The 14,183-nt window shown below is 39.9% G+C and carries 12 protein-coding genes; 9 read left to right on the top strand and 3 right to left on the bottom strand.

Going from position 1 to position 14,183, the window contains the following annotated elements:
* The first annotated feature begins 87 nt into the window (after positions 1-87).
* From PCRYO_RS04005 to PCRYO_RS03980, 6 genes are all read left to right on the top strand, one after another.
* Complete coding sequence (locus tag PCRYO_RS04005; RefSeq protein ID WP_011513118.1) at positions 88-663, top strand: TerD family protein; 576 nt, start codon at positions 88-90, stop codon at positions 661-663.
* Between the two features lie 274 nt (positions 664-937).
* Positions 938-2,005 carry a DUF475 domain-containing protein gene (locus PCRYO_RS04000; protein ID WP_011513117.1) on the top strand — a complete coding sequence of 356 codons (1,068 nt, stop codon included), beginning with the start codon at positions 938-940 and terminating at the stop codon, positions 2,003-2,005.
* A gap of 484 nt (positions 2,006-2,489) precedes the next feature.
* Entirely contained in the window at positions 2,490-3,065 is a 576-nt protein-coding gene (locus PCRYO_RS03995; RefSeq protein WP_011280043.1) for a TerD family protein, read from the top strand.
* A gap of 225 nt (positions 3,066-3,290) precedes the next feature.
* Positions 3,291-4,043: a TIGR00266 family protein gene (locus PCRYO_RS03990; RefSeq protein ID WP_011513116.1), complete on the top strand. Its 753-nt coding sequence runs from the start codon at positions 3,291-3,293 to the stop codon at positions 4,041-4,043.
* Positions 4,044-4,077: 34 nt separating this feature from the next.
* Entirely contained in the window at positions 4,078-4,686 is a 609-nt protein-coding gene (locus PCRYO_RS03985; RefSeq protein ID WP_011513115.1) for a TerD family protein, read from the top strand.
* 314 nt (positions 4,687-5,000) lie between these two features.
* Positions 5,001-6,434, top strand: a complete 1,434-nt coding sequence (locus tag PCRYO_RS03980; protein WP_011513114.1) for a YfcC family protein — start codon at positions 5,001-5,003, stop codon at positions 6,432-6,434.
* A 79-nt stretch (positions 6,435-6,513) separates the two neighbouring features.
* Here PCRYO_RS03980 and PCRYO_RS03975 read toward each other — a convergent pair whose 3' ends face one another.
* From PCRYO_RS03975 to PCRYO_RS03965, 3 genes are all read right to left on the bottom strand, one after another.
* Positions 6,514-7,257, bottom strand: coding sequence for a LytR/AlgR family response regulator transcription factor (locus tag PCRYO_RS03975; RefSeq protein WP_011513113.1), 744 nt, complete (start codon positions 7,255-7,257; stop codon positions 6,514-6,516).
* Between the two features lie 12 nt (positions 7,258-7,269).
* Positions 7,270-9,018 (bottom strand): LytS/YhcK type 5TM receptor domain-containing protein, encoded by a 1,749-nt coding sequence (locus PCRYO_RS03970; protein ID WP_011513112.1) that lies wholly within the window; start codon positions 9,016-9,018, stop codon positions 7,270-7,272.
* A gap of 124 nt (positions 9,019-9,142) precedes the next feature.
* Positions 9,143-10,426 (bottom strand): TerD family protein, encoded by a 1,284-nt coding sequence (locus PCRYO_RS03965; protein ID WP_011513111.1) that lies wholly within the window; start codon positions 10,424-10,426, stop codon positions 9,143-9,145.
* 309 nt (positions 10,427-10,735) lie between these two features.
* On the opposite strand from PCRYO_RS03965, the gene PCRYO_RS03960 reads away from it, so the two are divergent.
* The 3 genes from PCRYO_RS03960 to PCRYO_RS03950 all read left to right on the top strand — a co-directional run bounded on the left by PCRYO_RS03960 (position 10,736) and on the right by PCRYO_RS03950 (position 13,819).
* Positions 10,736-11,902: an ATP-grasp domain-containing protein gene (locus tag PCRYO_RS03960; RefSeq protein ID WP_011513110.1), complete on the top strand. Its 1,167-nt coding sequence runs from the start codon at positions 10,736-10,738 to the stop codon at positions 11,900-11,902.
* 39 nt (positions 11,903-11,941) lie between these two features.
* Entirely contained in the window at positions 11,942-12,367 is a 426-nt protein-coding gene (locus PCRYO_RS03955) for a hypothetical protein (protein ID WP_011513109.1), read from the top strand.
* 174 nt (positions 12,368-12,541) lie between these two features.
* Complete coding sequence (locus tag PCRYO_RS03950) at positions 12,542-13,819, top strand: phosphoribosyltransferase domain-containing protein (protein ID WP_011513108.1); 1,278 nt, start codon at positions 12,542-12,544, stop codon at positions 13,817-13,819.
* Positions 13,820-14,183 lie beyond the last annotated feature (364 nt).

Genomic DNA, 14,183 nt, shown 5'->3' with positions numbered 1-14,183 from the left:
TTGAACTGACGGTCTCAAAATAGTTATTACTTTTACCGTTGTAAACGTGCAGTCCACCCTACTCCAATAAATAACAAGGACCATTCCATGGCATTATCTCTAAATAAAGGCGGTAATTTATCGCTAACCAAAACGGATCCAAACTTAACTAAGCTGCTTATTGGTCTTGGTTGGGATGAGCGTGCAACCTCTGGTGCCGAATTCGATCTTGATGCAAGCGTATTCTTATTAAATGCCGCTGGCAAAGTACGCGGCGACCATGACTTTATCTTTTATAACCAACTCAAGTCTGACAATGGTGCAGTAGAGCATACTGGTGATAACCGTACAGGCGAAGGCGACGGTGATGACGAAGTGGTCAAAGTCAACCTAACGCAAGTACCTGCCGATGTCGATAAAATCGTTGTTACAGTCACTATTCATGATGCAGCGGCTCGTAGCCAAAACTTCGGTCAAGTTGCTAATGCCTTCATTCGCGTTGTGAATGAAGAAACGGGTGCTGAAGTGGTCCGTTTTGATTTAGCAGAAGACTACTCTGTTGAGACAGCAATGGTATTTGGAGAAGTCTATCGCCACAATGCAGAATGGAAATTCCGCGCCGTTGGTCAAGGTTACTCTGGTGGCTTACAAGCGATGTGCCAGCAATATGGTGTCGTTATTTAAACTGTTAGTTAAACTACTATCTAAATCGATATTTAGCCCGTGCTAAAACCATCCATTAGATGATAAGTAGGTGCAAAACCTAAAGCCATTATGCCTCACTATTGGCTGTAAAATATGGTTGCAAAATAGTCACAATCTTTAATAGCCAAATGACTGATAATACTTTATATTTTATTAAAAATCACACATGGAAAAGTGGCTAGCGATAGCCACTTTTTTTATGCTGCGTCTATAATAGACAACCTTAGCTTTACGCAACCAGACAGGATGTGTCATGAGACATTTTTATTTAGACTTCATCTTCACAGCTATCGCATTGATGGTAGCTGCATGGTGGGGATATTCACATGGCGGTATGGGCGGCTTAATCACCACCCTTTCTATTACTGCTATTTTGGCCGTCATGGAGATTTCATTATCGTTTGATAATGCGGTGGTCAACGCCTCAGTCCTTAAAGGCTGGGACGAGTTTTGGAAAAAGATATTTTTAACCGTTGGTATTTTAATTGCTGTATTCGGTATGCGCTTGGTATTCCCAATTGTCATCGTTGCGGTTACCGCAGACCTTGGCATGATGCAAGTGATAGATTTGGCATTGAACGACCCTAAAGAATACTCAGCCAGACTGATGGCGCATCATGCTGAAATATCAGCCTTTGGTGGTATCTTCTTGTTACTCGTCTTCTTAAACTTTATCTTTGATGATAAAGAAGTGCATTGGTTTAACTGGCTTGAGAGCCGCTTAGCAAAGCTTGGCAAAGTCGATGCCATGAGCGTGTTTGTCGCTCTAATTGTCCTGATGTTTGCTGTATCTTGGGCTAGTGCGGAGCAAGCTTCTGCCGTACTGATTGCGGGTGTATGGGGTATCTTGGTCTATCTTGGCGTCCAAGTTATCTCTGGTATGCTCGAGGGTGACCTTGAGGAAGACTTAGAAAATGAAGAGAAGGGTTCAGGCGCCGCAGCGACCAGCGCGATTATGAAGGGCGGTATTATCGGTTTCTTATACTTAGAAGTTCTTGATGCTTCATTCAGTTTCGATGGTGTGATTGGCGCATTTGCAATCACCAATGACGTTATTGTAATTATGTTAGGTCTGGCGATTGGTGCGATGTTTGTGCGTTCGATGACTATCTTCTTGGTAGACAAAGGCACACTTGATGAGTTCATCTATCTAGAACATGGTGCGCATTATGCCATTGGTGCTTTGGCAATTATTATGCTGCTATCAGTGAAATTCCATGTACCAGAGATTATTACGGGTTTGATTGGTATTGCCTTTATCGGTTGGGCATTGCTTGCTTCACTTAAGCATCGCAAGCAACAAGCGAAGGCGATTACTTAGTGTTGATTTTAGCTTACGTTTAAACGCTACGTTCAAATTAAGAAAAAGCGCTTTGGTAAAAAATCGTAGTCATGACAGGTTATATCAAGCGATTGGTATGACCTGTTTTTTATACCTTTTTTACTCTATGAGTAATTCATATCATAAGGTTTTGTTTCATTGCTAGGTTCGATATTGCAACCTTAGTACCAACTTCAATATCTAAAAAATTCATTTTTGATAACAATATCTTAACGATTGTTATCGGGACGGTTAGAAAGTATCAGATTTGCACAATTGCTATATCTGTTAGTAAACATAACATCAGCGCACAAAATACGCCTTGCTTAGTGAGCAAACGCTTAGTATAGTAAATCGTAATGATATGCAGGGCATGGCGTCCAGATAGATTTTTTCTAACGGCGTCTATATATCGACCACTGCACTATTTGAGTTCATTTTTTATCAATCAATCCACTTAATTATTAATCTAAAGGATATTTATATGGCTATTAGCTTAACAAAAGGCGGCAACGTAAACTTATCAAAAGAAGCGCCAGGTTTAACCAATATTACGGTCGGTCTAGGCTGGGATCCACGCGCCACTGACGGTCAAGAATTTGACTTAGATGCGATTGGCTTTTTGGTCAATGAAGCGGGTCAAGTACGTAACGATCAAGATTTTATCTTCTTTAACAACTTAAAGTCAGACAATGGCGCGGTTGAACATACAGGTGATAACCGTACTGGTGAAGGTGATGGCGATGATGAAAAAATCAAAATCAACCTTGCAAGCATTCCAGCTGACGTGAGCAAAGTTGCTATCTGTGCCATCATTTATGAAGGTCAAGCTCGTAACCAAAACTTCGGTCAAGTGGGCGACGCTTATATCCGTGTTTTGAACGACAATGGCGATGCTGAAATCGCTCGTTATGACCTATCAGAAGACGGTAGTACTGAAACAGCGATGATTTTTGGTGAGTTATATCGTCATAGCGGTGACTGGAAATTCCGCGCGGTTGGTCAAGGCTTTAGCGGTGGTCTTGGACCATTAGCGGCCTCTTATGGCGTCAATGTTTAATCGTCTCATTGACTTAATCGTGTCGCAAGCCAACTATCGTAAGTAACTATTTATTTATGAGCTACTTACGAGATCTATAAGCCATCAAGTGTGTTGTTTAAGACATTTGATGGCTTTAAATTTAAGTGGCTATGAATTTAATGTCTAAACGATATTAACAGAAGTTATTTGCTATACCCTCTACAGATGGACTTATAAAAATATTAGAATAAGGACTTTTGACCTATGGCTGCAACGTTTAGCTTAATTGGTACTATTGAACCTTTTTTACATTGTAATCTTAAAAAAGGTGACTCAATCTATTGCGAAGCCAACGCCATGGTGATGATGGAATCAAACCTTGAGCTGAAAGGTAAATTGCAAGGTGGATTGATGCAGTCATTGATGCGCCGTTTTGCTAACGATGAGTCACTTTTTCAGCAGCAAATTGAAGCGGTAAACGGTGAAGGTGATTGTTTGCTGGCACCAACGCTCGATGGCGATATGCAAATCATTGATTGCGGCAAACATCAATACACCTTGAGCGATGGTGCTTTTGTCGCGGCGCAAATCGGTGTCGATATCAGAGCCAATATTCAACGTAATCTAGGTGGCGCAATCTTTGGTGATACTGGCGGATTTATGGTCATGCAGACACAAGGTCAAGGTCAGGTAGTGGTATCGGGTTTCGGTTCATTATTTGAGATTGATGTGACGCCAGATAAAGACGTCATCATCGATAATGGTCATGTGGTCTGCTGGGATTCAACGCTTGATTATAAGCTCTCTGTATCGACCAGTAAGAAAAAAGGCATCATGAGCAATATTATCAATTCAGTCACCAGTGGCGAAGGAATGGTACTCAACTTTTCAGGCTCAGGCAAAGTTATTATCTGCTCACGCAATCGTGACAGCTATCAAGGGTGGCTACAAAGCATCTTGGGCACCAGTTCAGGTGGTCGTGGCGGCAATAGCGGATTACTTGGCAATATTTTATAGCAATTTCTCATACAACTATTATAAGGATTATCACATGGCAGTTAGTTTACAAAAGGGTCAAAAAATCTCCCTAAGCAAAGAAGCGGGTGGCGAGCTTACTCAAGTAAAATTGGGTTTAGGCTGGGACGTTGCCCAAGGTCCACAAGATAAAAAAGGTGGATTCTTAGGTAAATTATTCGGTGGTGGTAGTGGCGGCGATTCTATCGATTTAGATGCATCATGCATTATGTTCGATAGCAACAAACAGCCAGTTGATGCCATTTGGTTTAGCCAATTAAAATCTAAAGACGGCAGTATCGTGCATACTGGTGATAACCGCACTGGTGACGGCGATGGTGATGATGAAGTAATCAATGTTGATTTATCAAAAGTTCCAGCTAACGTAGTATCCTTGGTATTTACCGTCAACAGCTTTACTGGTCAGACGTTTGAGACAGTAGAAAATGCGTTTTGCCGTATCGTCAATGCCAATAACAATACTGAAGTAGCACGCTATAATCTGTCCTCACAAGGTACGCATACGGCGATGATTATGGCAAAAGTTTATCGTCATAATAATGAGTGGAAGATGCATGCCATCGGTGAAACGGCGACTGGTCGCACTTTCCATGACTTAATGCCTGCTATCACCCCGCATGCTTAAATAACTATCGCAGAAAACTGATAGAGAAAGCCCAGCTATTTAAAATAGCTGGGCTTTTTGTCTTAAATATAATAAATGTTAATTTTGAGATCTACTATTTGCGATCACGCTTCCAAATAAAAACGTCATCCATCTTTCGACTCCTCTGTGATATTGCACATTATGGACAACTCGTTACCCATAATGTGCAATTCGTCGCGTATATGTGCATTTTGCAGGATTAGCACCAAGATGAGCACTTTCTATAATACTATTTTGTTTACAACAGACAGGTAAGTCATATTCTCTAAAACGGATTATTTGGAGTTAATAAAATGTCAGACAATGAAATTGATAATGTAGAGTTAGTAAGCAGGCAGAAAAAAAAATTCGAGATGCCGCATATTTATGTCATCTTATTTGTGTTTAGTGCCATTGCAGCTATCCTTACACACTTTGTACCTTCCGGTAAATATGATCGTGTCCTTGGGCCAGAAGGTAGAACCACCATTGATGCCACGTCCTACCATCTCATAGAACAAACTCCAGTTGGCGTCACCGATTTTTTAACTGCTGTGCCTAGAGGTCTTATCGATGCAGGTGAAGTTGTGTTCTTCACATTCATTATCGGTGGTATGTTCATGGTACTCAGAAGAACAGGAATTATCGAAGTAGCTGTTGATAAATTAGCACGAAAATTTGCAAATAACGGCTTACTATTAATAGCAGTATTGACAACAACCTTTGCTTTTATTGCCACACTAATTGGTACACCGGAATTATCATTAGTTTACATCCCAGTCATTATGCCCTTAATCATTGCCTTAGGATATGACTCGATAACGGCTGCTGCCATTGCCTTATGTGGGACCGGGGCTGGTTTTAGTGCTGGTGTACTTAATCCAATTAATACGGGGCTGGGACAAAAATTATCCGGACTACCAGTATTCTCAGGAATGGGCTTACGTTCAATCGTATTTGTTCTAGCAGTTACTACCGTTATTTTCTTTGTTATAAGATATGCAAAGAAAGTTAAGAACAATCCATCCAAAAGTTATGTCTATGAAGAGGACAGTGAAAAGAGAATAGAGTTTAATCAAATTGTCGGCGGTACTGCTCTTACTATGTCACCTCGTCAAAAGCTAGCTGCCTATGCAATGCTTATTCTATCTGCAGTACTAGTATACGGAGTACTTAAGCAAGGCTGGTTCATGGTAGAGATGTCCGGACTATTTGTCATCATGGGCATTGTAGTTGGAATGATAGCGGGTCTTAAGCTTACTGAGATATGCGATGGGTTTAACCAAGGCTTTAAAGATGTATTGATGGGAGCGTTTATCGTCGGTTTAGCTCGTGCAGTTGCTGTAGTCTTAGAAGATGGCAACGTCATGGACACACTTGTACACTCTTTAGGGCTACTAGTTGGAGACCTACCTCCTGAATTGGCAGCTGTTGGCATGTACTTTGTTCAAACAGCAATCAACTTCGTGATCTCTTCTGGTAGTGGACAGGCTCTTGTTACGATGCCTATCATGGCACCACTCGCTGATCTCGTTGGAGTAACCAGACAAACCGCCGTTCTAGCCTATCAACTTGGCGATGGCTTTACCCATGTTCTTTTCCCTACCAGTGGTTATTTTATGGCAGCACTAGTTATTGCTGGGGTACCCTATCAAAAATGGTTACGCTTTTTCTTACCTATTTTTGCAGTTTGGGCTATGATTGCCATTGGCTCGCTAATCGTTGCGCAACTGATTGGGTGGTCGTAACTGATAATCAAATAGTATTATTTACAAATAAGAGGGGTAGATGTTTATGATATCTACCCCTCTTATTTATATTTAAGGATTACAATCCAAGCACTTGTTTGACTGCTTTGACATAAGAGCGACTTACTGCAATTTTAGAACCATCTTTTAATATAATCAAATAGGTTCGATTGAACCAAGGTTCTAAGGCCGCTATCTGTTTGGTATTTACAATATAACCTCTATGTACTTGAATAAAATTATCTCCGAGCTTATCCATCATCTTATAAAGCAAAGTATCTGTTGGGTATTTTTTCTCTAATGTTTGAATATAAGCTTGCCGATTCTCAGTACCGATATATAAAATATCTTTAGTATTAATAATTATGATTCGATCTGCTTGCTTTACAGTAATACTATGCTTTTTGTCATTATGGGTTGAAGGTAAAGGCAGAGGTTTAACGAGATTTTCTGAATTCGGCACGCTACCCAATTTTATTAATTTCTCTACTGCTTTTATCAGCCTGCCTCTATCAATTGGTTTGACTATGTAATCTATCGCATCTAATTTAAAAGCGTTCAACGCATATTCATCATAAGCAGTGACGAACACAACCATAGGCGGTTTCTTCATATTACTAAACTGCTTGGCCAGCTCAAGACCATTGCCACCTTCAAGCTCTATATCTAAGAACACTGCGTCTGGCTGCTTTTCATTAATATCCCATAAAGCTTGATGTATGTCATCTGCTTCACCAACTACGTTAATTTTTCCTGTGTCTTTCAAAAGATAAATCAACTCTTGTCTAGCTAACACTTCGTCTTCAACAACATAAACATTCATCCAAACCCTTCCCTAAGTTTTAACCGGCAATATAATCGACACACAAGTCCCTTTGCCAACATCACTGTCTATATTAAAGCGTACATCTTGGCTGTACAGTGCCGTAAGTCGCTCTTTTATATTGAATAACGCGGTGCCACTTCCATCTTTAGAGGATTTTACAACACGTTCCCCTAGATCTACTATTCGATTTAGCTCAACGCCAATCCCATTATCAGAAACTTTAATCAAAATTAAGAGTTCTGATATTTTTTTAATCTCGATATGAACTGCACCTTTAGCTTCTATCTTTTTAAATCCACCGTGCTTTATTGCGTTCTCGACCAAAGGCTGAATGATAAATGGAGGAATAAGACACTCAATCAAATCAGGAGCTACTTCTATATTGACTACAAACTTATCTGGAAAACGAGCTTGTTCAATGGCCAAATAAGCTTGTACATTCTCCATTTCCTTGTATACCGGTACCAAAAAATCAGCAATGCCTGACAAGTTATTTCGCAAATAAGTAGATAAGTGTAGCAATAAATCTCGCGCTAGCATTGGATCGATTCTACATAAAGCTACAATGGTATTTAATGCATTAAATAAAAAATGGGGTTGAATTTGCGATTGTAACGCCTCAATTTTTGCGTTTTGTAATAGTTGATTATGACGTTCAATCTCACCAAGCTCTAATTGATTTGAGAAAAGCTTGCCTAAACCTTCAATCAGTTCTTTTTCAACGACAGTAATATGTAATGAGCTTGCATAATAAAAAGTAATGGTTCCAATCGTTTTATTCTGAACACAAAATGGCACTACTACAGAAGCTCTACTATTTGATTTCTTTGAAAACAGCCATTTTGACTTTGGCTCATTTAATACTGATTTTCCCGTTGATAAAGCCAGCTTACGTGATGCAAGGTCTTCTTCTTCATTTCTCTTTTGATTATTCAATGTTCCAGTATAAGCTAATTCACGAATACCTCTAGTAATCGCTACATGCTCTACAGCAGTTAATTTTTTAATAATTTTTGTACTTTTTTTAGCTGAGTTTTCATTGAGACCCGATCGGAATAACGAGAAGGTTTGATCAGCAATTGAAAATGTTTTGACCGTTTGACTTGCTCTTGTTCTATCCTCTTCTACTACTACATTATAAAAAATCATCGCACAAATCCATATACCAACACTGTTGATGATGATAATGGGTGGGCCTGTAAAAGCAATTAATTTGAGTGCCGTAGTATGATCGGTAGTTAAGACTGGAATAGCTAAAATTTGAATCGTTAAAATGATAATGCTGGTAAGAAACATATATCTTGGCTTAATTAGACCCATTCCGCGCCATTTATATCCAAACCATCCTGCAAAGCAGCCACCTAAGATAGATACCCAGAAAGTGGCTCCACTGATAAAACCACCCATCAGCAAACGATGGGCACCGGCAATAACTGAAGCACCTATGCCAACTATTGGACCACCAAAAAAGCCACCGATGATGATACCGATATTTCTTGTATCCGCTACTGCATTGTTTGATTGAAGTGTAGGATTCCATATATTGGATATGACTTTTTGGTTACCCGGCTCTACAACAAGCGCCGTATAATTACCAATGACTCCAAACATACCAAATATTATTATCAAAACAAATAAACCACCTATTCCGACTCGCTGGGAAATCATTTTTCTAAATATAGGCAGTCTAGTGATTAAATAAGCAATCGTAATGATGATACTCATTCTTGATAGCATCTGCGATAATATTTCCCACATTGAAATATCTCATTTTGATGGTGAATATCAGCTTTGTCTTGGCGCCAATAACTAAACTAGTAACGGTTTTTCAAACCATCACTAGTTTAAGACTTCAGCAATAAGACAAGGTCAGCTCATACGACTACTTACTGCCACGTTTCCAGCTAAAGCCCCAATTAAAGGCTTTGTCCATCTCTTGATGTCCTTTAAAGTATTGGTTGATACGTTCAACGTTGATACTGCCTTGCTGATTGACCAGACGCGCAATAGCGCACATCGGTAAGTTACCTGTACCTTCTGTCAAACGCGTTTCAATCGGTGGCTGGTCGGGTACATGAATAGTCACTACCCCATCAGTTTGCGCCCAATTTGGTGCGCCTTCGTAAATGAAAGCAAAGATAAATACTTCTTCAATCTGTGACCACTGTTGCCCATTGATATCTAGCCATTCACCGCCGCTTACCTGTCCTGTTCTATCATCGGCACGCAATAGAACGTATGGCGCTGACTGTAGGCTACCAAAACGACTTCCCAACGCTTGAATAAGCGTTTTTTCACCATTTTTCAGATGAATCATCGCACCAACATCGAGATCAATTCCACCAGCTTTATGCTGCTTAAATAAATCGCCAAGCAGCCCTTTTTTGGGTGCTTGCTTGCTGACATCTGGACGTTGGTTCCAGTCTAGGTTGACCGATATTTTGCCAAAATCATCACGTTTCTTGAGATTGATACTAGATTGATTTTTGGTTAAAGTAATTTTACTTAGGTTGATTGAAGGATTGGTAGAGCCAGCAGGAATCGGCGGTGGCGTAGTTGTCTGAGGCGCACTACTAGCTTTTTGCGTATTGATTGGTCGCTGCGTATTAATAGGCTGAGCTTGCCCTTGTGACTGATTTTGTATAGGGCTTTGAGCTGGTGCTTCATCGGCAATCTCTACACCGAAATGCTCAGATAAAGGTTTTAAGCCACCTTCAAAACCTTGAGCGATAAATCGGAACTTCCAATTGCCCTGCCGACGATAACATTCAGCTAAGATGATAGCTTTTTCATTACGTCCAACAGCACTTAATTGGCAAGTTATCAACACTTGACTGCCTTGTAGTACTTGAATATCCACATCACCGACTTGAGCCAACGTCTGCGCACTAGAAAATGCTAACGCAATCTTTTCAATAGTTGCTGGCTGTGCAGGTAGATTGATATCAAAAAATCCATCACTGTCATGACCGCGAAAGCTCACGCTACCATCATCGCTACGCGTCTGCCCATAAAATATCATATCGCCATCGCCGCGTACTTTACCTTCAGTCGTCAGGCGATAAGCCGCACAGTCGATGGCATTTTGGCTTAAAATACGAATGCTAATATTATCCGTTGGCAGCGGTGCGTTAGCACCTGCAATTAAAGCTTGAGGTTGACTCATCATTTATCCTTTACGTTATTTATTATTTACTTATATGAGTGAGGTTAACTATCGCCATATAGTAGCATGGATGGCATTACAACCTTAATCAGAACCAGCATCTTATAAAACATCATAAAAAAAGTAAAAATCCTTGATGCTATTTAATTGGAAACATTTATAACATCTAGCATTTGTATATAATAGAGCCCGTTATGTATAAATGCCATGTCTGAAATTATTCGATCATATATTAAATTGCTAATCACTTTATGATGACGATATCGAGTGATCCACAACCCTATTATTTAAGAGAGTGCAAAGAGAATTATGGATAACCCTGTTAACAATAGTCATCATACAAAGTTAAGCGCTGCTTGGTTGGCTGAAGGTCAGTCAAGCCAGCGTGATATGTTAGCTAGCCTGCAAACCCTAAAAGCTCACTCTAGCATGCCCTTTCATATCGTTGCCTCACATCGTCATAATAGACCTGAGATTTTTGAATTTGCCGACATCATTTACCGCGAGCCTTCTATTAGCACCGCAGATAGCGATGAACAAGCAGTGCTCGAATCTGTTGAGCCATTGATGCCACGTTGGCAATTTGTGTTAGAACAAGCTCAGAAAAACAACGTGAAAGTGTTGCTTACTGGACGCAATGGCATTGATTACGAAGCTCATCGCGAAAAATTTGCAGCAGCAGGTATCCGTTTATTGACAGGTGCGACCAGCGTTTCAGCACTGGAATCCATCGATGATAAGTTTGCCTTTATGCAGCAGTGCCATGAGCATGATATCCCTGTCGCAGATGCATGGCGCTTTGATACTGTCGCAGAGCTTGAGGCGTTACTTGCCACCCATGGTCATCAGCCTTTATGTGTCAAACCAGTGACGGGGATTTTTGCCCAAGGATTTTGGCGCTTAGGTAAAGTTAAAGAGACAGGTAAAGAAGAAGGTGAGCCATACGACAGTTTTGAGCATCTATACTTTACCGAAGAGAAGAAAATCAATACCGCGCAATTTATCAATGCTTATACCAACAGTCTTATGGTGCATGAGCGCCCTATTCCGATGCTATTAATGCCTTATTTATCAGGACAAGAATACTCTATCGATGTCGTCTGTGAATACGGCGAAGTGTTGGCTGCTATTACCCGTTATAAAACGGGGAAAATTCAACATATTGGTTATGAGCAATCGGTCATGGATGTGGTCATTCCACTGATAAAAACGTTCGGCTGTGATGGTATTGTTAGTGTCCAGACTAAAGCGGATGATAATGGTCAGCATCGTGTGCTTGAGATTAATAGTCGCCCCTCTGGTGGTATTGATTACACCACTCATAGCGGCGTAGATCTAACTCAAGTTGGTTTTGCTTATTGGCTCGGTTTAAGTAAGAAGCCGAAACTGGCAGATATCGCACAGCAAATTACACCGTGCCAAGTACGTTCTATTATGGTGAGTGTAAAGATTGAAGAAGATGCTTCAGAAGTTTAAGCTTTTCATCTATCGAAATATTTTATAAGATTTTTAAATATGATTATTAATTCTATTTATGATTTTTTAGTATATGAGTTAAAAGCTCTCCCTAATGCTTATTTTGACATCGCGAGAAATCTTTCCCATAGTATTGAAACAAGTTCATCCATTATGAATGGACTATCAATCATATTTGGTTTTTTCATGATGTTTGGTGGTTTAGCATTGTTTATAGGTATAGCAATAATAATCTTGCCTTTATTGCTAGTGTTTGCCGCGATAGTAATCATGTCAGAGAACATTCAGCAAAGTGTTTTTCCTAAATATGAGATTGCGATAGATATTATTGCAATACCTATCTTGTTGGCTCTTACTTACTATTTTGGTCATACCTATCTAAGTCTTGTACTTGCACCAGCGTTTAATTTTGGCTTAAATATTATTCTAAGCTTGTTTTCTATACCTATGCAATACAATGGTTAATATAAGATTATTTCAGTCTTTAGCATTATTATATATTAATCACTCATATCAACTACCTGACTCAAAAAATACAACAGCAGCATAACACTTACAACTGCCGTATTAAGTTTATTCTAATGAATTATAAGAGTTAGGAAATAATTTTAAATCTATAAAAATCCGGAAGGAATATGAATGCCAAATAAGCAACACAACACGACCATCACCTTACCTCGCGGTACGCTTGATCTGACCTATCAGACCAACGCTGCTAGTGGTAATAACGACCTTAAAGAAAGTAGCCATTATCAGCTAGAAGATTTGCTTGATTTTGCTCAACGTATCAACCCAAAACGGGCGTTTTTGTTTGTCTCAAAAGTGTTAGGTCGTCATATTCCGGTGGCACCAAGCATCATGCGTGACGCCTTTACTGATTTGGCAAACTTAGTACCTGATGATTTGCCTGAGCCGATTTTGGTCATAGGTATGGCAGAGACGGCGGTTGGCTTATCTGCCGGTGTGCACCAAGCGCTACAAACGCGCTATCCACAAGCGTTACTGCTGAATTCTACTCGTCATGCCCAGCATGATGACAACAGTAGCGATTCTTTATTGACCACTTTTAGCGAAGACCACAGTCATGCCAGTCAGCATCTGATTTATCAAAGTGCCGATAAAATGACGCAAGCGCAACTACTTGCCAGTAAAACGCTAATTATGGTCGATGATGAAGCATCAACGGGTAATACTTGCGTTAATGTCGTCACAGCATTACGTGAAGCTGGGTTGACCCAACTAGAGCAAGTGCATCTCACAACCTTGGTTGATTGGTCTCTAAATCAGAATCAAAGTGAGTCTGATGCTAACGCCAATGATACGATTGCCACCCGTCTCCCAAACATTGATTTTCACCGCCATCATTTACTATCTGGCGCTTGGAAATGGACTGATGCGCCCAACCCTGAGCCTATCATTATGCCATCGGTTGATACGACCGAAGCTGGTAGTCAACCTTTGGGCAATACCGGTAATTGGGGGCGCTTTCCAACGCTAGATAGCACGAATGGCTTTGCTGATTATCTAGCAAGTTTCCAAACTGCATTTGCAAGTTTTGATGGCCAAAACGCATTTAATAACGCTCAATTGCCACAAAAAATATTGGTACTGGGCAGTAATGAATTTGTCTGGTTGCCCTTCTTATTGGCGGAATGGCTTGAGCAGTATACGAATTTAGATAACAGCAATAATACGGTGAATTTTAGCGCATTGACACGCTCACCGATTGCACTTGGTAGAGGTATTGGCACGATGTTAAGCTTTCATGATAATTATGGCCTTGGTATGACCAACTTTGCTTATAACGTTGAGCCAAATGAGTGGGATTTGATTGTATTGTGTGTGGAAACGTCGGCTGATAGTGTGGATACCATGTGGAAAGGTTTGGATAATGTGTTGATGGTGAGTCCTAAATAGACGTGCATTTAACATGCATATTACGAGCTACTGATAATGGATTGTCATAGCCGTAATATGAACATCTTTAGAATATTTATTATATCTTTCTAAAACAAAGTTTACTTATATATGCCTGTGATTTTACGGAGGTTAAATACCTCATTAATAACAAAAAAGATGTCCATAGCATAAAAAAATTCATATTTGCGCTGTAGATACCTTGCACAACCTCATATTTACCTATATATTCGGTCTATTCATTTGCTTATTCAGTGTCAACATATCAACTATTAGAAGACCAAACACTTGAGACACACCATTCTGAGGTGTCTCAAATTCTGATAATTTGTCATTGCCTGAAATAATTTGAATTGATAAATAC

This window comes from Psychrobacter cryohalolentis K5 (assembly GCF_000013905.1).
GTDB lineage: Bacteria > Pseudomonadota > Gammaproteobacteria > Pseudomonadales > Moraxellaceae > Psychrobacter > Psychrobacter cryohalolentis.
This window is presented reverse-complemented; position numbering and strand designations above follow the sequence as displayed.